Source organism: Stenotrophomonas sp. YAU14A_MKIMI4_1 (assembly GCF_003086855.1).
Classification (GTDB): Bacteria; Pseudomonadota; Gammaproteobacteria; order Xanthomonadales; family Xanthomonadaceae; genus Stenotrophomonas.
Genome location: NZ_CP025998.1, coordinates 214,122 through 237,846, shown reverse-complemented (window position 1 = coordinate 237,846; position 23,725 = coordinate 214,122). Strand labels below are relative to the sequence as shown.

The window sequence follows — 23,725 nt, the reverse complement described above, 5'->3', positions numbered from 1 at the left end:
CCACCATGCGATTGATCTTCCGTGGCGCACTGCCGTGCGCCCTGCTGCTGGCCGTGTCCAGCGCCCATGCCGGCATCGACCGGGTTGCGCTGCAACTGGACCACGCCGACTACACCGATGGTTTCGGCCACCGCGATGTGCAGACCCTGGACGTGGCCGGTCGCAATGGCGACAGCCGCTGGCACCTGGGCCTGGCCCATGGCGAGCGTGACTACGGCAGTGCCCGTTTCGGCGGCAACCGGGTGCAGGGCTCGCTGCACCACACCTGGTCGCCTCGGTTTTCCACCCGCACCGCGGCCACGGCGTCCAACGACGATCCGGTGTTCGTGAACCGGCAGATCCAGCAGGACCTGCAGTGGAAGGTGGCGCCGCAGACCGTGCTGAGCGTGGGCGGCAAATACGCCGAATACCACGCCGGCGCCTACGTCAGCGGCTGGTCGGTCGGGGCGTCGCACTACTTCCCGCGGGTGACGGCTTCGCTGCGGCATGAGCGCCACCGCCAGTCGAACGGCCCCGATGGCCACGGCACCACCGTGTCGCTGCGGCTGAAAGACAGCAGTGGGCGCGGTTCCACCCAGCTGTGGCTGGGCCAGGGTACCTCCGGGTATACCGCCGATGCGGACCCGCTGCTGCTGCGCGAACACGACAGCAAGCGCGTGTTCGTGCGCCGCAACCAGCCGCTGGGCCAGCATCTGATGCTGGAAGCCGGGCTGGGCAAGACCTGGCATTCAACGCGTCTGGATCGCTTCCAGAGCGTGCAGTCGCACCTGGGTCTGGGCTACCACTGGTAGCCGCAGGAGGCTGGCAGCGTGCGCGCTGCCAGCCGATCAGCCATGCGGGCTCAGCGCCACCAGGCGCGGGCCAGCGCAACCGCGCCCAGCACCGCCGCGCCCAGCCCCAACATGGGCAGGTCACCCCAGTACCAGCCGGGCGGCTGCAGCACGTACAGCAGCGCGGCAATGGCCAGCAGGCCCACGCCGGTAATCGCCCCAACCGCGCGCTTCTGCAGCTTCTGCAGGCTGGCGTCCAGCGCCACCAGATCGCGTGAACGCATGGCCAGTTCGTGGCGGCCTTCCACCTGCTGGCTCAGCCAGGCATGCACCAGGCGCGGCATGTCCGGCGCGTGGGTCATGATTTCCGGCAGGCGCTTGCCGATCTCACGCACCACCCGGCGCGGGCTGTAGCGCTCGCGCAGGATCTTCGCCAGCACCGGCTTGGCCACGGCCCAGATGTCGATCTGCGGGTCCAGCTGGCGGCCCACGCCTTCGATGTTCAGCAGGGTCTTCTGCAGCAGGATCAGCTGCGGCTGCAGGGTCAGCTGGTAACGCTGGGCTACCCGGAACAGCTTCAGCAGCACTTCGGCCAGCGAAATCTGCGACAGCGGCCGGGTGAAGTACGGTTCGCACACCGAACGCACCGCCGCTTCAAGATCGTCGATGCGCACGTTGTCCGGCATCCAGCGCGCCTGCACGTGCAGTTCGGCAATGCGGCGGTAATCGCGGTTGAAGATGGCCATGAAGTTCTCGGCCAGGTAGTACTGATCTTCCTGCGAGAGCTGGCCCATGATGCCGAAGTCCAGCGCGATGAAGCGCGGGTTGTCGCGGCGCGCCGGATCGGTGTCGACCCAGATGTTGCCGGCGTGCGCATCGGCGTGGAAGAAGTTGTCGCGGAACACCTGGGTGTAGAACACCCGCACGCCCTTGGCCGCCAGCGCCTTGCGGTCGATGCCGGCCTGGTCCAGGGCGACGATGTCGTCGGACGGAATGCCCCACACCCGTTCCAGGGTCAGCGCGCGTTCGGCGGTGTGGCTCCAGATCACTTCCGGCACGTACAGATCGTCGCTGTTTTCCCAGAAGCGGCGCAGCACGCTGGCATTGGCGCCTTCGCGCTGCAGGTCCAGCTCGGCGGCCAGGGTGTTTTCCACCTCGGCCACCACTTCGCGCGGGCGGATCTTGTCGGCACGCGGGTGGGTGCGCTCGACCAGGCTGGCCAGCGAGTTCAACAGCGCGATGTCGGCGTCGATCTGCTTCTCGATGCCCGGGCGCAGCACCTTCACCACCACCTGGCGGCCATCGGCCAGGGTGGCGGCGTGTACCTGCGCGATCGAGGCCGAGGCCAGCGGTTCGGTATCGAAGCTGGCAAAGGCCTCGCTGACCGGCTGGCCCAGCGCTTCTTCCACGATGCGGCGCGCGGTATCGCCGTCGAACGGCTTGACCCGGTCCTGCAGCAGGGTCAGTTCATTGGCCACGTCCGGCGGCACCAGGTCGCGGCGGGTCGACAGGATCTGGCCGAACTTGACGAAGATCGGGCCCAGGTCCTGCAGCGCCAGGCGCAGGCGTGCGCCACGCGACTGCGCGGCAATGGCCGCCGGTGCGCGCGGCACGAAGGGTTTGGCCAGGCGCAGCCAGCGCTCGGCGGGGGTGCCCTGCAGCAGGTCGTCCAGGCGGTAGCGCAGAATGACCCGGCCGATGCGGTTGGCCCGCAGCAGGGCCTTCATGCGGCACCCCGCAGGCGCTGCACGCGCACCTGCAATCGTTCAACGTCGTCGCGCAGCACGTCCACGTCATCGTGGAAGGCATCCAGTTCGCCACGCGGCACCACGTCGCGCGATTCTTCGGTGACGAATTCGGCGGCGCTGTGGGCCAGGTCGATGGCGCCCTGCCGCGCGTGCTGCAAGGCGCTGCGCAGGGTGTTGGCCACCTGCACGCCCAGCACTTCGCCGAACACGCTCACGAACGGCTGCTGCCAGTCCGGATCGAAGCCCTTGGCCAGCTGCTGCAGGCGGCGCGCCAGTTCGGCATCCCCGGCCACGCGCACGCGGCCCTTGCCGGCGTCGTCGCCACGCCGCGCGTTGGCCAGCAGCGGCAACTGCGCCAGCACCCCGGTCAGGCTGCTGCGCACGGCCAGGTCGGCTTCCTGGGCGTCCACCGGGCCGACCCGCAGCTGGTCTCCGTCCACGCTGATGCGCATGGCCAGCGCGGGCGCTTCCAGGGTCAGGTCAATGTGCCGGCCGTGCAGGCTGGCCAGGGCGTGGCGGGTGTCCGGATCCAGCGCCAGGGCGCGGTTCAGGGCGATCTGCAGGGCGCGGCCAGCGACCGGCTTGAGGGACTTGAGCAGGGAAAGAGCCATGTGGCCATTCTACCTGCGTGGGTGGTGGGCTTGGGCCGGGCTGCCGCCCGGCGCCTGCAGAGGCAACGTCAACTGCAGATTGCGTGGGGAGTCGGGCTGGGGTGGGCAGTCGGAGCAAGCGGGGTCGGATCCCGTTGCCGCGCAAGGGGCTCCGACCCCATGGAGATTCATGTGGGCCTCACCTGGTCGGCGCGGGAAGGTTCATGCTGTGGGTCCTTGTTGCACAGGACATCGCATTGCCCATGGCACGTACCCGGGTTGGCATCATTTTCGGCGGCACGTCTTCCGAACACGAAGTTTCGCTGCAGTCGGCGAAGAACATCCTCGATGCGCTGGATCGCGAGCGCTACGAACCGGTGCTGGTCGGCATCGACAAGCAGGGGCAATGGCACCTGCTGCAGCCCGACGCGTTCCTGCTCAACGCCGATGATCCGGCCCGGATCGCGCTGCGCCCGTCCGGCGCCGCCTCGGCGCTACTGCCGGGTGCAGCACTGGGGCAGATCGACGTGGTGCTGCCGATCGTGCACGGCCCGCTGGGCGAAGACGGTGCGCTGCAGGGCCTGCTGCGCATGGCCGGCCTGCCGTTCGTGGGCTCGTCGGTGCTGGGTTCGGCGGCGGCGATGGACAAGGACGTGGCCAAGCGCCTGCTGCGTGATGCCGGCCTGCCGGTGGCGCCGTGGGTCTGCATCCGCCGCCACCAGGCAGCCCAGGTGGATGTGGCCGCGTTGATCGCGCAGTTGGGGCTGCCCCTGTTCGTGAAACCGGCCAACCAGGGTTCTTCGGTGGGCGTGAGCAAGGTAAAGGATGCGGCTGGCTTTGCGGCTGCGCTGGAACTGGCGCTGCGCCACGACCACAAGGTGCTGGTGGAATCGGCAGTGGCCGGTCGCGAGATCGAATGTGCGGTGCTGGGCAACGCACAACCGCAGGCCAGTGTCTGTGGCGAGGTGGTGGTGCATGACGAGTTCTACGCCTATGACACCAAGTATCTGAACGCGGCGGGTGCCGATGTGGTGGTGCCGGCGGCGATCGATGCTGACAGCCAGGCGCGTATCCAGCAGATCGCGCTGCAGGCGTACCAGGCGCTGGAGTGCGCGGGCATGGCGCGGGTGGATGTGTTCCTGGGCGCGGATGGGAAGATCACCATCAACGAGATCAACACCCTGCCCGGCTTCACCCGCATCAGCATGTATCCCAAGCTGTGGGGTGCAAGTGGGCTGGGCTACACCGCGCTGATCACGCGGTTGATCGAACTGGCGCTGGAGCGGCACGCGGCCGACAAGGCGCTGGTGTAGTGCGGGGGGCCCCGCATCGCGTGCGACGCGCGGGGCCCCGCTTCTGTAGAGTCGAGCTTGCTCGACTGCTGTTGCAACAGTCGAGCATGGCTCGACTCTACAGGTGCGTCAGTCGAGCAGGCTCGACACTACCCGCGCTTGCGGAACATCGAGATCACCGCAAGGATCAGGAACACGACGAACAGGATCCAGGCGATGTTGCTGGCGGCGCCGGCAATGCCGGAGAAGCCGAGCACGGCGGCGATGATGGCGATGACGAAGAAAATAACGGCGTAGTGCAGCATGGCGCTCCTCGCGATGGGTCGGGCCGTGGATGGCGTGGGTCCATCCTCCCGATCCGGCGGTGTGCAACCGGTGACGGCCACTTCTGCACGCGATGAAGCCTTCAGCGCCGTGATGCCGCCGTCACGAGGCCGCGTGCAGGCGGCGCAGCCCTTCTTCGATGCTGACTTGCGGCACGTAACCGAAATCGCGGCGCGCCGGTTCCATGCTGTACCAGTGCGGCGTGCACAGCTGTTCGGCCAGGAACCGGGTCAACGGCGGTTCGCCGGGCAGGCGCAGCAGCGGCCACAGGCGCTCGCAGACGGCGCCGATGCGGTAGGCGGTCTTGAAGCTGAGGGTTTTCTCCACGGCCGGGGCATTCACCGCCGCCAGCAGCTTGTTCAACAGCTCGCGCATCGGCAGCGGTTCGCCGTTGGAAATGAAGTACGCCTTGCCGGCACAGGCCGCACCCGGGGTCAGCGCGTCGAACGCCAGGAAGTGCGCCAGCGCGGCGTTGTCGATGTAGGTGGTGTCGACTTTGTTGCTGCCATCGCCCACCAGGCGCAGGCGGCCCTGGCGGGCACGCTGGGCCAGCCGCGGTACCAGCTGCAGATCACCCGGGCCCCAGATCAAGCGCGGGCGCAGCGCCACGGTGGCCAGGCTGGCATCGTTGGCGGCCAGCACGCGCTGCTCGGCAATCGCCTTGGTCGCCGCGTACGGGGCCTGGAAATTCTCGCCGTACGGGACTTCGTCGGCGCCCAGCCCTTCCACCGGGTAGGTGGCGCGATGGGTCACGCTGGGCGTGGAGGTATAGACCAGGCGGCCGACGCCGTGCGCGCGGCAGGCGGCAATCACGTTGTCGGTGCCCACCACGTTGGCCTGGTGGTAGCTGTCATAGCTGCCCCAGGCGCCGGCCTTGGCGCCGTTGTGGAAGACCGCGTCCACCCCGGCCACCGCATGCAGCACGGCCTGCGGATCGGCCAGGTCGCCACGGATCTGGCCCACGCCCATCGCCTGCAGCGCCGGGTAATGGCCACGGTTGAGCGCCAGCACCTGGTGGCCGCGCTCAAGCAGGCCGCGGCACAGGGCCTGGCCAAGGAAGCCACCACCACCGGTAACCAGGATCTTCATGCACGCTTCTCCAAGGCAGCGCTGGCCCAGACGGCCAGCTTTTCGCGGCCGATCTTGGCGTTGTGTCGAATGTCCACCGGGAAGCCCGGATGGACCAGGAAGTGCTGCACACCGGCAGCGGGCAGGTGCGTGGCCGCATGGGCGCGCAGCGCCTCCTGCAGGGCCGCGCCATCGCGGGTGCCGCGTTGCAGCTCCACGCACAACACCGGCACCTGCGCACCGGCCGCGCCCACGCCCACCAGTGCGGTGCGGGCCACGCCGGGCAGCGTGTTGAACACCGGTTCCACCTGTTCGGTGTACAGCGGCCCGCGCGCGGTTTCCACGCGGTGGGTCTTGCGCCCACAGAACCAAAGGCGGCCCTGCGCATCGAAGTAACCGACATCGCCCATGCGGTGCACGATGCGGCTGCTGCCATCGGCCAGGGTTTCGGCAATCTTCGCCGCGGCGGTGGCCTGCGGGCGGTTGAAGTAGCTGTCGGTGGCGGTCGGCCCGGCCACGGTGATCTCGCCCACTTCGCCCACGCCCAGCACGCGCACCTGCGACCAGTCGGGCAGCGGGGCGTCATCGATGGCGATGATGCGCACTTCGTTGGGCGCCACCACGCTGCCCACGCAGGTGCCGGCGCCGGCCTCGGTGGCGGCACGCGTACGTTCCAGTTCACGGCCTTCCACCACGGCCACCGGCAGGCACTCGGTGGCGCCATAGGGCGTCCAGAACTGCGCATCGCCCGGCAGCAGGCGACGGATGGTGGCCACCACGTCCGGCGGCACCGGGGCGCCGGCCGAGGTGACCCGGGTGACCGACGGCAGCGGCCGGCCATGGCGGGCCAACACGCGCATCAATGCCGGCGAACCAAACAGCTGGGTCACGCCGAAACGCTGGATGGCATCGTGCAGCCGCGCCGGGTCGGCCTGCGCCGGCCGGGTCGGGTCCATGTCCGGTATGACCGAGGTCAGCCCCAGCGCCGGGTCGAACAGCGCGAACGGCGGGAAGGTCGGCAGGTCCACCCCGCCCGCTTCCATGCCGAAGGCGTTGCCCAGCAGTTCGATCTGGCCGACGAAGTGGCGATGGCGGTAGACCACGCCCTTGGGCACGCCGGTGGAGCCGCTGGTGAACAGGATCGCGGCCATGTCCTCGCCGTCGGTGGCGGCCAGCATCGGGCCGCTGGCGGCGCCGGCGCGCTCCAGCGCGGCCAGGGTGGTGCCGCCCCAGCCCAGGCGCTGGCCCACGGTCACCAGACGGGTGGCCGACGGTGCCCAGCGCAGCGCCAGACGGGCCACGTGGGCCAGGGGAATGCCGATGAAGGCCTCCGGCTGCGCTTCGTCCAGGCACTGCTTCAGCGCGCGCTTGTCGATGCCCGGATCGACCAGCACCGGCACCGCGCCCAGCTTGAACAGGGCGAACATCAGCAGGAAGAACTCCGGCGAAGGCCGCACCATCACCACCGTGCGCACGCCGCGGCCGATGCCGTAGCCGGCCAGGCCGGCCGCCATGGCATCGCTGCGGGCGTCCAGCTGGCGGTAGTCCAGGGTCACATCATAGGCGGCCATGCCGTTGCCGGCGCCGCGGCGGCCGGGGCAGCGGATGGCGATCTGGTCGGGGCGTTCACGGGCCAGTTCCGGCAGCCGCGCGGCAATATTGCAGGGTCGGTTCATCCGTTCATTGTCGCCGCTTACGGAATTTCTTGCGCGGCGGCCGACTTCGTGGAAAATCCGCAGCCTCGTCACCCATTCCACTGCCGCCCGAGGCGGCTTGACCATGCAACATCCCTGCATGACCTGCGGCGCCTGCTGCACCCAGTACCGCGTGGCCTTTCACTGGATGGAATCGGACGAGGTCACCCCCGGCGGGGTACCGCACCAGCTGACCGAAACGCTGGACCCGCACCGCCTGTGCATGCGCGGCACCCATTCCAAGCCGGTGCGCTGCGTGGCCCTGGATGCGCAGATCGGCGTGTATTCACGCTGCACCATCCACCCCAACCGGCCCAGCGTGTGCCGCGAGGTCGATGCCTCGTGGGAATACGGCAAGGCCAGCCCGCAGTGCGACAAGGCGCGCCTTGCCTATGGCCTGGCCCCGCTGACCCCGGCGGACTGGGAAGGCAGCGACGGCAGCCCGATCGCGGCCTGAGGCCAGGGGTCGGATCCGTTTCGAAGAAACGGCTCTGACCCCGTGTCGCGCAGAGGGGGTCAGAGCCCTCTCTGCGAGAGGGATCCGACCCCGCACACCGAAATAGCCCGATCGCGGCCTGAGGCCAGGGGTCGGATCCGTTTCGAAGAAACGGCTCTGACCCCGTGTCGCGCAAGGGGGTCAGAGCCCTCTCTGCGAGAGGGATCCGACCCCGCACACCGAGGCAGCCCGATCGCGGCCTGAGGCCACGGGTCGGATCCGTTTCGAAGAAACGGCTCTGACCCCGTGTCGCGCAGAGGGGGTCAGAGCCCTCTCTGCGAGAGGGATCCGACCCCGCACACCGATCAGATCGGGTTGGCGTCCAGGAAGGCGCGGATCTCCGGCACCAGCACTTCGTGCTTGTCTTCCAGCACGTAGTGGTTGGCATCTTCGAAGGCATGCACCTGGGCGGCCGGCAGCGCGGCCTGGAAGCCCTTCAGGAAGTGGTGGTCGAACACGATGTCGCGCAGGCCCCAGCCGATGAAGGCCGGGCGGTCGGCGAAGGACGGCAGCGCCTGGCCGGCGCGTTCCAGCAACGACCAGCCCTTGTCGGCCGGCGACAGCGGAATGTCCTGCATGAAACGGATGGTGCTGATGCGGTTGGCGTAGCTGTTGTACGGCGCCACGTAGGCGCGGCGCACATCGGCCGGCATCTTCCGCTCCACGCCCAGCCACGAGGCACCGGACGAGAACGCATTGAAGGTGCGGATGATCCACTCACCGATCTTCCAGTGCCGGCCCAGCGCAATCTGCCACGGCATCTTCTTCGCCGCCGGCAGCGGGAAGGCCGCGGTGTTGAGCACCACCAGGCGCTTCACCTGATCGTGGTGCGACAGCGCCCAGCCGAAGCCGATCATGCCGCCCCAGTCGTGCACGGCCAGAGTCACCGGGCCGGTGATGCCCAGGTGCTTCAGCAGCGCATCCAGGTCGTCCACGCGCGACTGCAGGGTGTACGCGTAGCGGCTGTCATCGGGCTTGTCCGACAGGCCCATGCCGATATGGTCGGGCACGATGCAGCGGTACCTGTCCGACAGGCCGGCCACCAGCGTGCGCCAGTAATAGCTCCACGACGGGTTGCCGTGCACCATCACCACCACCTCGCCATCGCGCGGGCCCTCGTCGAGATAGTTCATCGACAGACCGGGGCGAACCTCGAAACGCTGCGGGTGGGCGGGGTAACCGGGAAGATTCATGGGCCAGTTCTTCAGTAGGTGAACATCACTGCTCGCGCGCAGGCGGCAGTACGTAGCGTTGCGGGGTATGCGAATTGTCGGACAGCAGGCGCAGGTAGGCAGGGTGCAGGAACAGCTTTTCCTTGCCCATGCGTTGTTCCTGCAGCATGCCCACGTCCACCAGCTCACGCAGGTAGCGCGCTGCCGTCTCGCGGCGGGCAATGCCGGCATCCACCAGGTTCTGGATACGGCAGTAGGGTTGGCTGAACAGTACGTCGATCAGCTCGCGGCTGTAGATCTTGGGCCGCTGGATGCGCACCCACTCGCAGGCCTGCTCGTGCAGCTGGCGGATGGCATCGATCTTCGCGCCGGTCCAGCGAGCGGTGTCGGCCACCGCATCCAGCATGTAGGCGATCCAGGCCGCCCAATCCCCGTCGCGGGTAACCGCCAGCAGCAGCCGGTAATAGGCCGCCTTGCGTTCGATGATGTAGCGCGACAGGTAGAGCACCGGCAGATCGAGAAGATTCTGTTCCACCAGCATCAGCAGGTTCAGCACGCGCCCGGTTCGGCCGTTGCCATCGGTGAACGGATGGATCGCCTCGAACTGGTAGTGCGCCACGGCCATGCGGATGAGCGGATCGATGTCCCGTTCGTCGTGGATGAAGCGTTCCCAGTTGGCCAGCTTTTCGCGCAGCAGGGCCTCGCCGGCAGGCGGCGTATAGATCACTTCGGCGGTCTGCTGGTTGACCAGCGCCGTGCCCGGTACGCGCCGTACCTGCATCTGCGCATCTTTGATGCGGCTGCAGACACGTTCGGCGGTGTCGGTGCAGAGCGGCCGTTCCACCAATGACTGGAACCCTTCCTGCAACGCACTGCGATAGCGCAACGCTTCGCGGGTGGCTGGGTCGGCGCCGTGTTGCTGGTCGGCGAACCGGAACAGTTCGTCAGTGCTGGTGACGATGTTCTCGATTTCCGAACTGGCCTGCGCTTCAAGCAGTGGGATGGTGTTGATCAGCACTGCCGGGTTGGGCAGATGGCCGGTGGCCTGGCGCAGCGAAGCCAGCGCCTTGTGTGCTTCGATGCAGGCCTTCAGCAACGGCCGGGTTTCGAGCTCGGCAACAGGAGGCAGCGGCGGCAGGTCGTTATAGGGCGTCTGGGCATCCATACAGCCGCTCATGTCGATGGAACCGACATGATGCCGCCCACATGTCGAAAAAGTAAGAAAATTCGTACATGAACGCCTCCGGCCGCACGTTCACGTCGCCCGGATCGCGCCATTGCGGCGCGATCCCAGGCCAGACCCGTCAGGCGACAGGCCAGGCGGTCTTACCAGACCACTTCGGCCATCGAGCAGTTCAGGCCCGAGCCGATGCCCAGAAGCGCGATGCGATCGCCCTTCTTCAGCTTGCCCAGCTGCTTGAGCTTGCTCAGCACGATCGGCACCGAGGCCGGGCCGATGTTGCCGTGCTCGCCGAAGATGGTCATCACCTTCTTCGGGTCGATGCCGAAGTTCTTGATGAACGCGGCGGTGTGCGGCTGGCTGACCTGGTGGATGACGAACTGGTCCAGTTCCTCCACGGCCCAGCCCAGGGCGATCTTGGCGGCGGCGAAGGTCTTCTGCGCCAGCTTGATGCCTTCGATCAGCAGCAGGCGGGTGTCGGTCACCATGCGGTCCAGGTTGCCCAGGCACAGTTGGTTCCACTCGGTGGCCGAGCGGGTGACGCCACCCTTGTAGCGCGGGGCGTCCGGAACCAGTTCCGAGCGCGCCATCACCATGGCCGCGGCACCCGAACCGGTGGTCAGGGCCGCCAGTTCGTTGCGGAAATCGTCGGCTGTGACGTCCGGGGCGGTCATCCGCTCCAGGGTCTTTTCGTAGACCAGGTTGGCGGTTTCGCCATCGACCACCAGGGCGTAGTCGATGTCACCGCGCTCGAGCATGCGGGCAGCGATATCCATGCCGTTGATGAAGGCCAGACACGCATTGGCCACATCGAAGGTCATGCATTCGTCGCTGACGCCCAGGTTGCCCGACACGATGGAGGCCGTGGACGGCTCCAGGTAGTCGCGGCTGACCGAGGTGTTGACCAGCAGGCCGACCTGGCCGGCGGTGATGCCGGCATCTTCCAGCGCCTTGCGGCCGGCCATGGTGGCCGCGTCCGAGGCCAGCACGCCGGTGTCCCACAGGCGGCGGGCGTGGATGCCGGCGATATCCCCCAGCACGTCGGTGCGGATACCCAGGCGGTCCAGGGTCGGCTGCAGGCGGTCGTTGATTTCCTTGGTCGTCAACGTATGCGGCGCGTCGACGTGTGCGAGGCCGGCGATCGAGACATTCTTGAAGAGCATCGAGGTTAGCGCCAAGGCTCAGGCAAAAGGGGGCGCTATTCTATAACCCCCGCGCCTTCACCGCATCTTTACGAATTCAGCCTTCCCCGTATGGTGAAGGATTCAGCGTGGCGGGCACTGGAACGCGGCGAAGCGCTGGCTGCCATCGGCCGGGGCGGCGGCGGCCTGCACGGCGTTGGCGCCGGCACTGGGGGCCTCGTTGCGGGCCAGGGTTCCCAGCTCTTCCTGCACCCGCAGCGGGTTGCGGTTGTAGAAGCCGACCTTGCTCTTGACCGTTACAACTACCTCACCCTTGGTGATGCAGCCGGCCGGAACCGGGCCTGCCGGCAGCACGCGGGTCGCCTTGCCGGCCGGTTCGATCGGCACCCAGGTGCAGGCGGTGACGGTGAGCAGCAGGGAAGAAAGCAGCAGAACGCGCATGGGCAGATCCTGGAAGGGTATGGGGCGATTCTGCCTGAACAGCCTGAATCGGGGGTAGCCGGGGATGGGGTCAGATCCCCCGACAGAGGGATCCGACCCCTGGCCGGGTCTTGCCTTATTTCTTCACCGGGTTGCCGTCGGCATCGACCACGGTCACCTCGCCCAGGTTCAGCGCGCGCACCGCGGCTTCGGTCTGCTTCAGGTCACCCACCACCACCCAGGTCAGCGCCTGCGGCTTGATCTCGGCCGCCGCCTGCTGCACCTGCGCCGGGGTCATCGCTTCGATCTCGGCCTTGCGGCGCAGCACGTAGTCGTCGGGGCGCTTGAACTGCACGATGTTGCCGATGGTCGAGGCCACGGCCGCCGCGGTTTCATACGCGCCCGGCAGGCTCAGGGTCTGGATGTTGCGGATGCGGTTGACCTCTGCCTCGGTGGCCGGCTTGCTGCCATCGGCGAAGCCGGCGATCTCCTTGCGCATTTCCGCCAGCGCCGGGCCGGTCTTGTCGATCTGCACCGGCGCCATTGCCATCCACGGGCGCTGGCCCACGGTGTTGCTGGCCATGGTGCGGGCACCGTAGGACCAGTGCTTGTCCTCGCGCAGGTTCATGTTCAGGCGCGAGGTGAAGTCGCCACCGATCACGCCGTTGGCAATGTCGAAGCGGGTCGAGCCGGCATCACTGGACGGCGGAACCACCTGGCCGGCGAACAGGTTGGCCTGCACCGCACCCGGCTGGTCGATCAGGAACACGCGCGGTGCGCTGGGCACGGCAACGGCAGTGGTGGCCTTGACCGTGGGCGCATCGCCGCTGGCCTTCCAGTCGCCCAGCTGCTTGTCCAGCAGCGGCACGATCTCGGCCAGGGTGGTGTCGCCCACCACGATCAGGGTGCCGTCCTGCGGGCGCAGCCAGTCGCGGTGGAAATCGACCAGGTCTTCGCGCCCCAGGCTGGCGATGGCCGCTTCGTCACCGCTGCCGGTGAACGGAATCGCATACGGGTGGCCCTTGCCGTACAGCAGCGGCGGCAGCACGCGCATGGCCACTGCATTGGGGTTGACCTTTTCCTGCTGGATGCCGGCGATCCACGAAGCCTTTACGCGGTCGATCTCGCCCTGTTCGAAGCGCGGTTCGCGCAGCAGGCTGGCGTACAGCGCCAGCGACGGCACCAGGTTTTCCTTCAGTGCCGACAGTTCAACATCCACCGAATCCAGCCCGGCCGAGGCATCCAGGCTGGCGCCCAGCGCATCGGCGGCATCGGCGAAGGCCAGCGAGCCCAGCTTGCCGGCGCCTTCGGTCATCAGGCTCATGGTGAAGTTGGCCGTGCCCGGCTTGCGCCCCTGGTCGGCGGTGAAGCCGCCCGGGAACTGATAGCTGAACTGCACCACCGGAATCTCGTGGCGCTCGGCCAGCACCACCTGGGTGCCGTTCTTCAGGGTGGCGCGCTGCAGGGCCGGGAACTTCAACTGCGGGAACTCGCGGGTCTGCGGCACGCCGGCCTTGCGGTCCACCTGCTCGGGCAGGGTGCTGTACTTGCTGTCCACGGCCGGCACGTTGAACGGCTTGGGCGTGGCCGAGGCTTCTTCCTTCAGCGCCACGCGCTCACCCGGTTCCACCACCAGGGTGTGGCTGCCCTTGTCCAGCCACTGTGCGCCCAGGCGCTTCAGATCGGCGGCCGTGGCCTTGTCGATGTTGGCCAGCGAGGTGCGGAAGCAGCCCGGGTCGCCGGTGTAGACCGCGCATTCGGCCAGCGCATCGGCCTTGCCGCCGAAGCCGCCAATGCGCTCGATGCCACGGATGAAGCCGGCGCGGAAGCCGGTCTTGGCGCGTGCCAGTTCATCGGCAGTCGGACCGTCCTTCAGCAGGCGCTCGATTTCTTCGTCGATGATCTTCTCGATGCGGGACGGGTCCTGGCCCTTCTTCACCGTGGCCATCACCATGAAGTTGGACCCCAGCTGCGAGGCGTAGGCGCCGGCGCTGATGTTGTCCACCAGCTTGTCCTGATGCTGCAGGCGCTGGCTCAGGCGCGAGGACTTGGCACCACCCAGCACTTCGGCCAGCAGCTGCAGCTGGTCGATGTCGGCCGTGCCGACCTGGGCCACGTTCCACGCGCGGTAGATGCGCGCCTGCGGCACCTTGTCGGTCATCACTTCGCGGGTGTCGGCATCGCGCTTGGCCACGTCCACCTTCGGCTGCGGCATGGTCGGGCCGGCCGGGATGCTGCCGAAGTAGCGCGCCACCTTTTCCTTGGCGGTGGCCAGGTCGATGTCACCGGCCAGCACCAGCACCGCATTGTTCGGGCCGTACCAGGTGCGGAACCAGGTCTTCACGTCATCCAGCGAGGCCGCGTTGAGGTCGTTCATCGACCCGATCACGCTGTGGTGGTACGGGTGGCCGGCCGGATACAGCGCGCGGTTCAGCTTTTCCCAGACCTGGCCATAGGGCTGGTTTTCGCCCTGGCGCTTCTCGTTCTGTACCACGCCGCGCTGTTCGTCCAGCGCGGCCTGGTCGATCGCCCCCACCAGGTGGCCCATGCGGTCCGATTCCATCCACAGCGCCATGTCCAGCGCGGTGGTCGGCACGTTCTCGAAGTAGTTGGTGCGGTCGGTATTGGTGGTGCCGTTCTGGCCGGTGGCACCGACCTGCTTGAACGGCTCGAAGTATTCGCCGTCGTGGTTTTCGCTGCTCTGGAACATCAGGTGTTCAAACAGATGGGCGAAGCCGGTACGGCCGGCCGGCTCGTCCTTGCTGCCCACGTGGTACCAGACGTTCACCGCCACGATCGGCGCCTTGCGGTCGGTGTGCACGATCACGCGCAGGCCGTTGGGCAGGGTGAACTGCTCGAAGGGAATGTCCACCTTGGCCGGCGCGGCCGGCTTGGCCGCCAGGGCGGTGGTCGGCGCAAGCGTGCCGAGGGCGGTGCTGAGGGCAACGGCGAGCAGCGCGGTGCGCGGGCGCAGGGCGAAAGACATTTCCAGATCCTTGGTCACGTTGGTGAATGCCGATCCTAGCGTGTGTCCCGCCCGCCCGGTATCGGCCAGCAGTCACTGCCCTGGGGGCGCCAGACCGCCCCGCCATAGCGGTCACGTAAGTCGCGCCAGCGCGTCCGGACAGTGTCCACGGCCTGCCGAACGGACAGGTGTCCGCCCCGCGGACACTCCGAAGACCGCAAAAAATCCTTTGAAATCAACGCTTGAAAGTTGGCACGGCGATTGCTGTGTAGTTCCTGCGCCAGGAAGGGCTTCAGATCGAAACTGACTGAACGCTGAACAAATAGAGAAAATCGAAAATTTCTCTTGCATGCCCAGAATTGGTGTACTACCTTACTACCACACCACCGCTCAACAACACTAAACAGGCCCCGTCATGAACGCCAAGACCATTGCCATCGCCATCGCCCTGATCGCCGGCACCGCGGTTGTTTCGTCGGTGCAGGCCTCCGAATCCATCAAGACCCTGGACACCGTGCAGGTGCGCCCGGCCGCCGACCAGCTGGCCCAGCAGGCCTGGGAACAGGCCAGCGGCATCCCCACGCTGGCAGCAGTGCAGGTGCGCCCGAGTGCTGACCAGCTGGCCGAACGCAACGGCTACGTGGCTGCCCCGGTCGCCGCTGCAATGCCGATCACCACCCTGGCCGCCGTCGAAGTGCGCCCCAGCCTGGAACAGCGCGTCGCCCTGGCCGCCGAACAGGAAGCACAGCGCTACGCCGCCACCCTGGCTGCCGCTGCCACCTCGGTGGCCAACCAGGTGATCACCAACCTGCCGACCCTGCAGGTTCGCCCCAGCGCCGCCGATCTGCAGGCCCTGGCCAGCGAAACCGCACAGGTGCTGCTGCGCCCGTAACCGGTGCCGCCCTGCCCCGCGCAGGGCGTGCGCCGTAGAGGCGGCAGCGGTGGCAGGTACACTGCACCGATGAATGCCGCGCCCCAGTTCCACGTGATCCTGTTCCAACCGGAAATCCCGCCCAACACGGGCAACGTGATCCGGCTCTGTGCCAACACCGGCGCGCAGCTGCACCTGGTCGAACCGCTCGGGTTCGCACTGGAAGACAAGCAGCTCAAGCGCGCCGGGCTGGACTACCACGAGTATTCGCGCCTGCAGGTGCACCCCGACCTGGACACCGCGCTGGCGCGCATCGCGCCGAAGCGGCTGTTCGCACTCAGTACCCGGGCCAGCGTGCGCTACGACAGCGTGGCCTTTGAAGACGGCGATGCATTCCTGTTCGGCCCGGAAAGCCGTGGCCTGCCGCAGGATCTGCTCGACGCCCTGCCCGACGGCCAGCGCCTGCGCCTGCCGATGCAGCCGGGCAACCGCAGCCTCAACCTGTCCAACACCGTGGCCGTACTGATGTACGAAGCCTGGCGCCAGCACGGGTTTGCCGGCGGCGCATGATGCGCCTTGGGTAGGTGCGGCCCGCCCCTGGTGGGTGCGGACCTTGGTCCGCACCAATGCCCGGTCGCGCGCGGAGGGTCTGTGCCAACCAAGGTTGGCACCTACCACCAAGGTCGGCACCTACCCGGTAGATCCACGCCATGCGTGGATGACGGTCAGAACGCGTTGATACCGGTCAGCTCGCGGCCAATCACCAGCTGGTGCACGGTCTCGGTGCCTTCATAGGTAATCACCGATTCCAGGTTCAGCGCATGGCGGATCGCCACGTGTTCGGTGGTGATGCCGGCCCCGCCCAGCAGGTCGCGGCATTCGCGGGCGATATCAATCGCCATGCGGCAGTTGTTCCACTTGGCCAGGCTGACCTGCTGCGGCTTCAGCTGGCCAGCTTCCTTCAGGCGCCCCAGCTGCAGGGCCAGCAGCTGCGCGGTGGTGATGCGCCGCGCCATTTCGGCCAGCTTGATCTGCGCGCTCTGGGTGGCCGCCAGCGGGCGGCCGAACAGCACCCGCTCCTTGGCATAGCCCAGCGCTTCGTCCAGGCAGGCAATGGCCGAACCGATCGGGCCCCAGCTGATGCCGAAGCGGGCCTGGGTCAGGCAGCCCAGCGGCCCCTTCAGCCCCTTCACGTTGGGCAGGCGGTGGCTGTCGGGCACGCGCACGTCGTCGAAGTACAGCGCACCGGTCAGCGAGGCGCGCAGGCTCATCTTGTGCTTGATCTCCTGGCTGGTGAAACCGGCCATGCCCTTTTCCAGCACGAAGCCCTGGATGCCGTCTTCGGTCTGCGCCCAGACAATGGCCAGGTCGGCCACCGGGCCGCTGGTGATCCACATCTTGCTGCCGCTGATGCGCCAGTCGCTGCCGTCGCGTACCGCGCGGGTCTTCATCGCGGCCGGGTCCGAACCACCATGCGCTTCGGTCAGGCCGAAGCAGCCGATCAGCTCGCCACGGGCCATCGCCGGCAACCACTGCCGCCGCTGTTCCTCGCTGCCGTAGGCGTAGATGGGGTACATGCACAGCGAGCTCTGCACGGAAACGAAACTGCGCAGGCCCGAATCGCCGCGTTCCAGCTCCTGGCAGATCAGGCCGTAGCTGACCGCGCCCAGGTCGCCGCCGCCGTATTCGGACGGCAGCGTCGCGCCCAGCAGGCCCAGTGCGGCGATCTCCGGCACCAGTTCGTCGGGAAAGCGCGCCTGGTCGAACGCATCGCCGACGATGGGCAGCACCCGTTCGTTGGTGAAGCGGGCCACGCTGTCCTGCACCGCGCGTTCTTCCTCGCTGAGCAGGGAACGGACATCGAACAGATCGTACGGATGCAAAGCCATGGCACTCACGCGCAGTCAGGACCGGGCCATTGTCGGTCATCCGCACGCATCGCGTCTGGTAGGTGTGGACCTTGGTCCACACGGATGCGGGTCCGCGCGGTGAAACAATGTGCCAACCAAGGTTGGCACCTACCCGGCCACGCGCATTTCGCTGCATTGCAGCAAACGCGGTGTGAACAGCGCCGATCTAGCTCGATCACGCGCGGCCCGGTACCCTGACACATTCAAACAAGCGTTTCGCACGTGGCAGCACGCGCGATTCCCAGGCACCGCCGGTGGCCCCGATGCCGGCACTACCCACGAGTCATGCATTCGATGAGCGCTGAAGCCAACGCCCTGCCCCCGCGTGAAGTAATGGAATTCGACGTGGTGATCGTCGGCGCCGGTCCTGCCGGCCTGGCCACCGCCATCCGCCTGCGCCAGCGCGCGATCGAAGCCGGCCGTGAACTGTCGGTGTGCGTGCTGGAAAAGGGCTCCGAGCCCGGCGCGCATGTGCTGTCCGGTGCGGTGATGGACCCGCGGGCACTGACCGAACTGTTCCCGGACTGGGCCGAACGCGGCGCACCGCTGAAGCAGAAGGTCACCCGCGATGAATTCCTGTTCCTCAGCGAGACCGGTTCGCGCAGCACGCCCAACGCGCTGCTGCCCGAATGCTTCCACAACGAAGGCAACTACATCATCAGCCTGGGCGAAGTGACCCGCTGGCTGGCACAGCAGGCCGAGGCGCTGGAAGTGGCGATCTTCCCCGGCTTCGCCGCTGCCGAAGTGCTGTACGGCGACAACGGTGAAGTGATCGGCGTGGCTACCGGCGACATGGGCATCGAAAAGGACGGCAGCATCGGTCCGGCCTTCGAGCGCGGCATGGCCCTGCATGCCAAGTACACGATCTTCGGCGAAGGTGCGCGCGGCCACCTCGGCCGCCAGCTGATCGCCCGTTACACGCTGGATGAAGGCAAGGACCCGCAGGCCTACGGCATCGGAATCAAGGAACTGTGGCAGATCGACCCGGCCAAGCACGAGCCGGGCCTGGTGGTGCACGCCGCCGGCTGGCCGCTGGACAACGACACCTATGGCGGCGCCTTCCTGTACCACGCCGACGGCGGCAAGGTGGCGGTGGGCTACGTGGTGGGCCTGGATTACAAGAACCCGTGGCTGAGCCCGTTCGAAGAGTTCCAGCGCTTCAAGACCCACCCGCAGATCCGCAAGCACCTGGAAGGCGGCACCCGCATCGGCTACGGCGCGCGCGCCATTACCGCCGGTGGCCTGATGTCGCTGCCGAAGACGGTGTTCCCCGGCGGCGCGCTGGTCGGCTGCGAGGCCGGCTACCTCAACGTCAGCCGCATCAAGGGCAGCCACGCGGCCATCAAGACCGGCATGCTGTGCGCCGACGCCGCCTTCGATGCGCTGGTAGCCGACCGCCAGCACGACGAACTGAGCGCCTACCCGCAGGCGTTCGAAGCCAGCTGGCTGTTCACCGAACTGCAGCAGGCCAAGAACTTCAAGCAGTGGTTCAAGAAGGGCCAGACCGTGGCCACCCTGATGACCGGCGTGGAACAGTGGCTGCTGCCCAAGCTGGGCGTGCGCAACCCGCCGTGGACCCTGCGCCACAGCACCCCGGACCATGCCTGCCTGGAACCGGCGTCCAAGCACACCCGCATCGCCTATCCCAAGCCCGACGGCGTGCTCACCTTCGACCGTCTCAGCTCGGTGTTCCTGAGCAGCACCAACCACGACGAAAACCAGCCCAGCCACCTGACCCTGAAGGACGCCAGCATTCCGGTGAAGGTGAACCTGGCCGAATACGCCGGCCCGGAAGCGCGTTACTGCCCGGCCGGTGTGTACGAGTTCGTTGGCGAAGCCGACAATGCGCGGCTGCAGATCAACGCGCAGAACTGCGTGCACTGCAAGACCTGCGACATCAAGGACCCGACCCAGAACATCGTCTGGGTGACTCCGCAGGGCGGTGGCGGCCCCAACTACTCGGGCATGTAAGGCCCGGGCTGCGACGGCGTGTCGCAGCCCGCGTCCACGCTCGGGCCGGTATGCTGCCGGCCCATGCGCGCGCTCGCTCTACCTGTTGTATTCGCCGTGGCCCTGGCGGCCACCGCCTGCCAGCGCCCGCCAGCCGCACCGGCCAGCCCCGAACAGGCGCGCCAGCAGGCGATGCAGCGCGCGTTTGAACTGTGCGCCGGCTGCCACACGGTGAAGGCAGGCGGCATCCATCGCTTCGGTCCCAACCTGCACGGGGTGCTCGGCCGACGTGCCGGCAGCCTGCCCGACTACGGCTATTCCGACGCCATGCGCCGCGCCGATTTCGTGTGGAGCGCGCAGACCCTGGACACCTTCCTGCAGTCACCCAGCCACATGGTGCCCGGCACGCGCATGTACAACGCGTTCCCCAGCCCGGAACGGCGCGCCCTGGTGATCGCCTACCTGCAGGAGCATGCCCAGTAGGTGCACAGCGTTCACTGAGCCAGCCGCTGCAGCTGCTGTTGCAGCAGGGCCATGAACTCGCTCACCTGCTGCAGCAACGGCCCCATGGCCGCCTCGTCGCCCTGCTGCAGTTGCTCTTCCAGAGCGCCGGCGCGCGCGGCCAGGCCCTGCGCGCCCACCGCGCCCAGCGCACCGGCCATGCGGTGCAGGTGCTGCACCAGCTGGGCGCGATCGCCGTCGCGCAGCGCGGCGTGCAGATCGGCCATGTCGCTGGTCGTGGCGGCCAGCAGGCTGTCGCGCAACTGCGTGGCCACCTGCAGCGAACCGAAGCGCTGCTGCAGCGCCGCCAGATCCGGCAGCGCCAGCGTTGCATCCACCACCTCACCCGGCGCGTGGGTGGCGGCGGCCAGCTCGGCCGCATCCAGCCCGGCCGCCTGTGGCAGCCAGCGCAGCAAGGCCTGGCGCAGCGTGGCCAGCGACAACGGCTTGGCCAGCACATCGTCCATGCCCGCCTCGCGGCAACGCCGTGCGTCGTCGTCCAGCACGCTGGCGGTCAGCGCCAGCACCGGAAGCCGCGGCTGGCCGTTGCGGCTCTCACGCTCGCGCAGCAGGCGGGCGAAGGCGAAGCCATCCATCACCGGCATGCGGCAGTCGGTGATCACCAGATCGAACGGTTCCTTCGCCAGCCGATCCAGGGCCTGCCGCCCGTCGTCGACCAGCACATGCGGCACGCCCAGCTGCTGCAGGCGCCAGGCCATCATCGCCTGGTTGGTCGGGTGGTCTTCCACCACCAGCACGCGCGCCGCCCGCAATGCCGGCGGCAGCAGCGCGGTCTGTTCCTGCTCGGCCAACAACGCGGCCACGTCTTCGGCGCGCGCCTCCACCAGCGCCACCTCCACGTCCACCCGCGTGCCTTCGCCCAGCACACTGTGCAGGCTCAGCTCACCGCCCATCTTGTGCACCAGGCGCCGGCAGATGCTCAACCCCAGCCCGGTGCCGCCATGCTCGCGCTGGATGTAGGCACCGGCCTGGGTGAAGGGCGCGAACAGGTGCGGAATCTGGTCCTCGGCAATGCCGATGCCGGTATCGGACACGGTCAGTCGCAGCGGCTGGCTGCCATCCTCGGCGGTGGCACCCAGCACATCCACCTGCAGGCGCACATGGCCCTCGTTGGTGAACTTGATCGCGTTGCTGAGCAGGTTGAAGACGATCTGCCGCAGGCGCACGCCATCGACTTCGTGTGCCTGGGCCAGGCGCGGGTCGATGTCCACCTGCAGCTCCAGGCCCCGTGCCGTGGCCTGCGGCGAAAGCAACCGGCACACGCTGTCCAGCAGCGGGCGCAGCGGCATCGGCACCGGCGCCAGGCGCAGCGCGCCCGCTTCCATGCGCGAATAATCCAGGATGTCGTCCAGGATCTGCCGCAGCATCTGCGCCGAATCCTCGATCACGGTGATGATGCGCTGCTGTTCCTGGTCCAGCGGCGAATGGGACAGCACTTCCAGCATGCCCAGCACGCCGCTCATGGGCGTGCGGATCTCGTGGCTCATCGTGGCCAGGAAGCGCGACTTGGCGTCGGCCGCCTGCTCGGCTTGCACCTTGGCCGCGGCCAGCGCATCGGCCTGCGCGCGCGCCTCGCTCACATCCACCCAGTAGCCGCTCCAGGTCACCGCACCGGCCTCGGCGGCATACGGATGGGCCTGGCTGCGTACCCAGCGCTGACTGTCATCTTCGGTCAGCACGCGGAACTCGAACGACAGTGCAGCGAAGTGACGCGCGGCCTGCGCGGTGGCCTGCAGGATCACGGCGCGATCATCCGGCGCAATACGGCCCAGCAACGCCCCGGTCTCCTCCATCGCCTGCTGCCGCGTAATGCCGAACAGCGCCTGCACATCGCCGGCAATGAACGGGAAGGTGAGCGTGCCGTCGGCCGCGCGGCGGGCCTGGTAGACGATTGCCGGCAAGTTGTCGGTCACCTCGGCCAGGCGCTGCTCCACGTGGCGGCGCCCGGCCACTTCACGGCGCAGGCGCCAGTGGCCCAGGCCATGCACGGTGGCCGCGGTCAGCAGCACCAGCAGCAGCGGAATGATCCAGCGCAGCAGCCCGCCCCAGTGCACGCCCTGGCGGTATTCCACGGCCAGCCAGTCGCCACGCAACGATTCGCGTTCGCGCGGGGTCATCTGCAGCAGCAGGCGGTCGAAGGTGGTGGCCAGGGCGGCATGGCGGTGGTTCACCGCAAGCGCCAACTGGTCGTTGAAGCCTGCCGGTGCGGCAATCTGCAGGCGGCCGGGGAAGCGCTCGCGCAGCATGTGGTCGACCAGTGCCAGGTTGCCCACGTACGCATCGGCATCACCGTCCAGCAGCCGCTGCAGCGCCTGTTCGGCACTGCGCGCGGGAATGATGCGGGCCTGCGGCGCCTGCTGCAGCACATAGCCGCGCACGCGCTCGGGGTCGGACAGCAGCACGCGCTTGCCCTGCAGGTCGGCCAGCCCCAGCAGCACCGGGCTGCCCTGCGCGGTCACGATCACATTGGGCACGCTGATGAAGGGCTGGCTGAACACCCAGTCGGGCCCCAGGTACTGCGAATCCAGCGGAATGCCCATCACTGCCTGCACATCGCCGCGCTTGGCCTTGGCCCGCACCTCGAACCAGTCGTGGCTGGGTTCGATCTGCAGGTTGGCGCCGGCCTTCACCAGCAGGCGCAGGTATTCGGCGGCCAGGCCCGTGGGCTGGCCGCCCGCGTCGGCGAAGGACAGCGGCGCCGCATTGGGCGGGAAGCCGATCTTCAGCGGCTCCTGCAGCACGCGCTTTTCGGCCTGGCTGAGGGCCAGCTGGGCCGATGCCGACCACTGCAGCGGCGGCAGCCAGCGCTGTACCAGCGCCTCCTGCTGCGAGGCGCTGCTGGCCGCCAGCGCCAGGTCCAGCGCTTCGGCCAGCGGCTGCTTGCCGTTGGGCACACCGAAATGCAGCCGCTCGGGCGGTAGATCGCTGGGCCGCAGCAGCACCACACCCTGCAGTTTTTCCTGGGCGATCAGCTCGGTGGCGACATAGGCATTGCCGATGAACACGTCAGCTTTGTCGTCTCTGACCATTTCCAACGCGGCTTGCGTGTTGTTTGCGACAAGCTGTCGGGCACGCGGGAAGCGGGCACGCACCTGCGGCGCGGTCATGAAATCCTGCTCGATCACCACCCGCAGCCCGTCCAGATCCGGCGCCTCGGACGCGCGCAGGTCACCCGGTCGGCCCACCATCGCCAGCGGCGCTTCGGCGTAGGCGCGGGTGTAGACCATGCAACGGGTGCGCTCGGCGCTCAGGGCGATGTTCATCACCACATCGATCTCGCCACGGCACGCCGCGTCCAGCACCGCATTCCAGTCCGGGTAGCGACGGAACTCCAGTTTGCTGCCCAGTTGACGGGTCAGAAGCGACAGGTAATCTGGCCCCAGCCCGGCCGGCCGGTCATCCTGCAGGAACTCGTAGGGCGGCCAGCCGCTGTCATACTGGCCGACAACCACCACCGGATGCGCGGCCAGGAACTGGCGCTGCAACGGGGTGAGCGGCAAGGGTCCGGGCTCGGCCTGGGCCAGCAGCGACAGGCCCAGCAAGCCCAGCAACAGGACCCATCCACGAACAGCGCCGTTCCGCATCTGCGACGATCTCCCTTGAACCCGCCG

19 protein-coding genes are annotated in these 23,725 nt (G+C 67.9%); 7 read left to right on the top strand and 12 right to left on the bottom strand.

Translation table 11 applies throughout. From position 1 onward, the window contains the following. The first annotated feature begins 5 nt into the window (after nt 1-5). Nucleotides 6-791, top strand: coding sequence for a YaiO family outer membrane beta-barrel protein (locus C1931_RS00990; RefSeq protein ID WP_108755093.1), 786 nt, complete (start codon nt 6-8; stop codon nt 789-791). 50 nt (nt 792-841) lie between these two features. Here the strand turns inward: C1931_RS00990 and ubiB are convergent, their stop codons facing one another. Then, entirely contained in the window at nt 842-2,497 is a 1,656-nt protein-coding gene (ubiB, locus tag C1931_RS00985) for a ubiquinone biosynthesis regulatory protein kinase UbiB (RefSeq protein WP_108755092.1), read from the bottom strand. Further along, complete coding sequence (locus tag C1931_RS00980) at nt 2,494-3,129, bottom strand: SCP2 sterol-binding domain-containing protein (protein WP_108755091.1); 636 nt, start codon at nt 3,127-3,129, stop codon at nt 2,494-2,496. Before C1931_RS00980 ends, ubiB begins: the two co-directional genes overlap by 4 nt. Nucleotides 3,130-3,371: 242 nt before the next feature. Here C1931_RS00980 and ddlA point away from each other — a divergent pair, with 242 nt between their 5' ends. After that, nucleotides 3,372-4,421, top strand: a complete 1,050-nt coding sequence (gene ddlA / locus C1931_RS00975) for a D-alanine--D-alanine ligase (protein ID WP_108757610.1) — start codon at nt 3,372-3,374, stop codon at nt 4,419-4,421. 128 nt (nt 4,422-4,549) lie between these two features. Here ddlA and C1931_RS00970 read toward each other — a convergent pair whose 3' ends face one another. The 3 genes from C1931_RS00970 to oleC all read right to left on the bottom strand — a co-directional run bounded on the left by C1931_RS00970 (nt 4,550) and on the right by oleC (nt 7,468). Continuing rightward, nucleotides 4,550-4,705, bottom strand: coding sequence for a DUF1328 domain-containing protein (locus C1931_RS00970; protein WP_107231440.1), 156 nt, complete (start codon nt 4,703-4,705; stop codon nt 4,550-4,552). A 121-nt stretch (nt 4,706-4,826) separates the two neighbouring features. Beyond that, nucleotides 4,827-5,813, bottom strand: a complete 987-nt coding sequence (gene oleD / locus C1931_RS00965; protein ID WP_108755090.1) for a 2-alkyl-3-oxoalkanoate reductase — start codon at nt 5,811-5,813, stop codon at nt 4,827-4,829. Continuing rightward, the gene (gene oleC / locus C1931_RS00960; RefSeq protein ID WP_108755089.1) at nt 5,810-7,468 is read right to left on the bottom strand and encodes an olefin beta-lactone synthetase; all 1,659 of its coding nucleotides are present in this window, start codon (nt 7,466-7,468) and stop codon (nt 5,810-5,812) included. The genes oleD and oleC overlap by 4 nt, the downstream gene beginning before the upstream one ends. Nucleotides 7,469-7,571: 103 nt before the next feature. Between oleC and C1931_RS00955 the strand changes: the two genes are divergently transcribed. Further along, nucleotides 7,572-7,943, top strand: a complete 372-nt coding sequence (locus C1931_RS00955) for a YkgJ family cysteine cluster protein (RefSeq protein WP_108755088.1) — start codon at nt 7,572-7,574, stop codon at nt 7,941-7,943. A 344-nt stretch (nt 7,944-8,287) separates the two neighbouring features. Here the strand turns inward: C1931_RS00955 and C1931_RS00950 are convergent, their stop codons facing one another. The 5 genes from C1931_RS00950 to C1931_RS00930 all read right to left on the bottom strand — a co-directional run bounded on the left by C1931_RS00950 (nt 8,288) and on the right by C1931_RS00930 (nt 14,882). Continuing rightward, a complete protein-coding gene (locus C1931_RS00950; protein ID WP_108755087.1) occupies nt 8,288-9,175 on the bottom strand; it encodes an alpha/beta fold hydrolase in 888 nt (295 codons plus the stop codon). A 25-nt stretch (nt 9,176-9,200) separates the two neighbouring features. Then, nucleotides 9,201-10,250 carry a Fic family protein gene (locus tag C1931_RS00945; RefSeq protein WP_312252655.1) on the bottom strand — a complete coding sequence of 350 codons (1,050 nt, stop codon included), beginning with the start codon at nt 10,248-10,250 and terminating at the stop codon, nt 9,201-9,203. A 230-nt stretch (nt 10,251-10,480) separates the two neighbouring features. Continuing rightward, on the bottom strand, nt 10,481-11,497 hold the full coding sequence (locus C1931_RS00940; protein WP_108748081.1) for a 3-oxoacyl-ACP synthase III: 1,017 nt from the start codon (nt 11,495-11,497) through the stop codon (nt 10,481-10,483). A gap of 102 nt (nt 11,498-11,599) precedes the next feature. Further along, on the bottom strand, nt 11,600-11,917 hold the full coding sequence (locus tag C1931_RS00935) for a DUF4156 domain-containing protein (protein ID WP_108755085.1): 318 nt from the start codon (nt 11,915-11,917) through the stop codon (nt 11,600-11,602). Nucleotides 11,918-12,032: 115 nt separating this feature from the next. Continuing rightward, entirely contained in the window at nt 12,033-14,882 is a 2,850-nt protein-coding gene (locus C1931_RS00930; RefSeq protein WP_108757609.1) for a pitrilysin family protein, read from the bottom strand. Between the two features lie 394 nt (nt 14,883-15,276). Here C1931_RS00930 and C1931_RS00925 point away from each other — a divergent pair, with 394 nt between their 5' ends. Together C1931_RS00925 and C1931_RS00920 are read left to right on the top strand one after the other, a co-directional pair. Next, a complete protein-coding gene (locus tag C1931_RS00925; RefSeq protein WP_108751812.1) occupies nt 15,277-15,753 on the top strand; it encodes a hypothetical protein in 477 nt (158 codons plus the stop codon). Nucleotides 15,754-15,822: 69 nt separating this feature from the next. Then, complete coding sequence (locus tag C1931_RS00920) at nt 15,823-16,302, top strand: tRNA (cytidine(34)-2'-O)-methyltransferase (protein WP_108755084.1); 480 nt, start codon at nt 15,823-15,825, stop codon at nt 16,300-16,302. A 155-nt stretch (nt 16,303-16,457) separates the two neighbouring features. Here C1931_RS00920 and C1931_RS00915 read toward each other — a convergent pair whose 3' ends face one another. Beyond that, on the bottom strand, nt 16,458-17,621 hold the full coding sequence (locus tag C1931_RS00915; RefSeq protein WP_108755083.1) for an acyl-CoA dehydrogenase family protein: 1,164 nt from the start codon (nt 17,619-17,621) through the stop codon (nt 16,458-16,460). A gap of 315 nt (nt 17,622-17,936) precedes the next feature. On the opposite strand from C1931_RS00915, the gene C1931_RS00910 reads away from it, so the two are divergent. Continuing rightward, nucleotides 17,937-19,613, top strand: coding sequence for an electron transfer flavoprotein-ubiquinone oxidoreductase (locus C1931_RS00910; RefSeq protein ID WP_108755082.1), 1,677 nt, complete (start codon nt 17,937-17,939; stop codon nt 19,611-19,613). A 63-nt stretch (nt 19,614-19,676) separates the two neighbouring features. Further along, nucleotides 19,677-20,075, top strand: a complete 399-nt coding sequence (locus C1931_RS00905; RefSeq protein WP_108755081.1) for a c-type cytochrome — start codon at nt 19,677-19,679, stop codon at nt 20,073-20,075. Between the two features lie 11 nt (nt 20,076-20,086). On the opposite strand, the gene C1931_RS00900 is transcribed toward C1931_RS00905, so the two are convergent. Next, nucleotides 20,087-23,698 (bottom strand): transporter substrate-binding domain-containing protein, encoded by a 3,612-nt coding sequence (locus tag C1931_RS00900; protein WP_108755080.1) that lies wholly within the window; start codon nt 23,696-23,698, stop codon nt 20,087-20,089. Nucleotides 23,699-23,725 lie beyond the last annotated feature (27 nt).

What these genes read in the sequence shown, in the direction of transcription:
- C1931_RS00990 (WP_108755093.1), top strand. Translation starts at nt 6, where the DNA reads ATGCGATTGATCTTCCGTGGCGCACTGCCGTGCGCCCTGCTGCTGGCC.
- ubiB (WP_108755092.1), bottom strand. Translation starts at nt 2,497, where the DNA reads ATGAAGGCCCTGCTGCGGGCCAACCGCATCGGCCGGGTCATTCTGCGC.
- C1931_RS00980 (WP_108755091.1), bottom strand. Translation starts at nt 3,129, where the DNA reads ATGGCTCTTTCCCTGCTCAAGTCCCTCAAGCCGGTCGCTGGCCGCGCC.
- ddlA (WP_108757610.1), top strand. Translation starts at nt 3,372, where the DNA reads ATGGCACGTACCCGGGTTGGCATCATTTTCGGCGGCACGTCTTCCGAA.
- C1931_RS00970 (WP_107231440.1), bottom strand. Translation starts at nt 4,705, where the DNA reads ATGCTGCACTACGCCGTTATTTTCTTCGTCATCGCCATCATCGCCGCC.
- oleD (WP_108755090.1), bottom strand. Translation starts at nt 5,813, where the DNA reads ATGAAGATCCTGGTTACCGGTGGTGGTGGCTTCCTTGGCCAGGCCCTG.
- oleC (WP_108755089.1), bottom strand. Translation starts at nt 7,468, where the DNA reads ATGAACCGACCCTGCAATATTGCCGCGCGGCTGCCGGAACTGGCCCGT.
- C1931_RS00955 (WP_108755088.1), top strand. Translation starts at nt 7,572, where the DNA reads ATGCAACATCCCTGCATGACCTGCGGCGCCTGCTGCACCCAGTACCGC.
- C1931_RS00950 (WP_108755087.1), bottom strand. Translation starts at nt 9,175, where the DNA reads ATGAATCTTCCCGGTTACCCCGCCCACCCGCAGCGTTTCGAGGTTCGC.
- C1931_RS00940 (WP_108748081.1), bottom strand. Translation starts at nt 11,497, where the DNA reads ATGCTCTTCAAGAATGTCTCGATCGCCGGCCTCGCACACGTCGACGCG.
- C1931_RS00935 (WP_108755085.1), bottom strand. Translation starts at nt 11,917, where the DNA reads ATGCGCGTTCTGCTGCTTTCTTCCCTGCTGCTCACCGTCACCGCCTGC.
- C1931_RS00930 (WP_108757609.1), bottom strand. Translation starts at nt 14,882, where the DNA reads ATGTCTTTCGCCCTGCGCCCGCGCACCGCGCTGCTCGCCGTTGCCCTC.
- C1931_RS00925 (WP_108751812.1), top strand. Translation starts at nt 15,277, where the DNA reads ATGAACGCCAAGACCATTGCCATCGCCATCGCCCTGATCGCCGGCACC.
- C1931_RS00920 (WP_108755084.1), top strand. Translation starts at nt 15,823, where the DNA reads ATGAATGCCGCGCCCCAGTTCCACGTGATCCTGTTCCAACCGGAAATC.
- C1931_RS00915 (WP_108755083.1), bottom strand. Translation starts at nt 17,621, where the DNA reads ATGGCTTTGCATCCGTACGATCTGTTCGATGTCCGTTCCCTGCTCAGC.
- C1931_RS00910 (WP_108755082.1), top strand. Translation starts at nt 17,937, where the DNA reads ATGAGCGCTGAAGCCAACGCCCTGCCCCCGCGTGAAGTAATGGAATTC.
- C1931_RS00905 (WP_108755081.1), top strand. Translation starts at nt 19,677, where the DNA reads ATGCGCGCGCTCGCTCTACCTGTTGTATTCGCCGTGGCCCTGGCGGCC.
- C1931_RS00900 (WP_108755080.1), bottom strand. Translation starts at nt 23,698, where the DNA reads ATGCGGAACGGCGCTGTTCGTGGATGGGTCCTGTTGCTGGGCTTGCTG.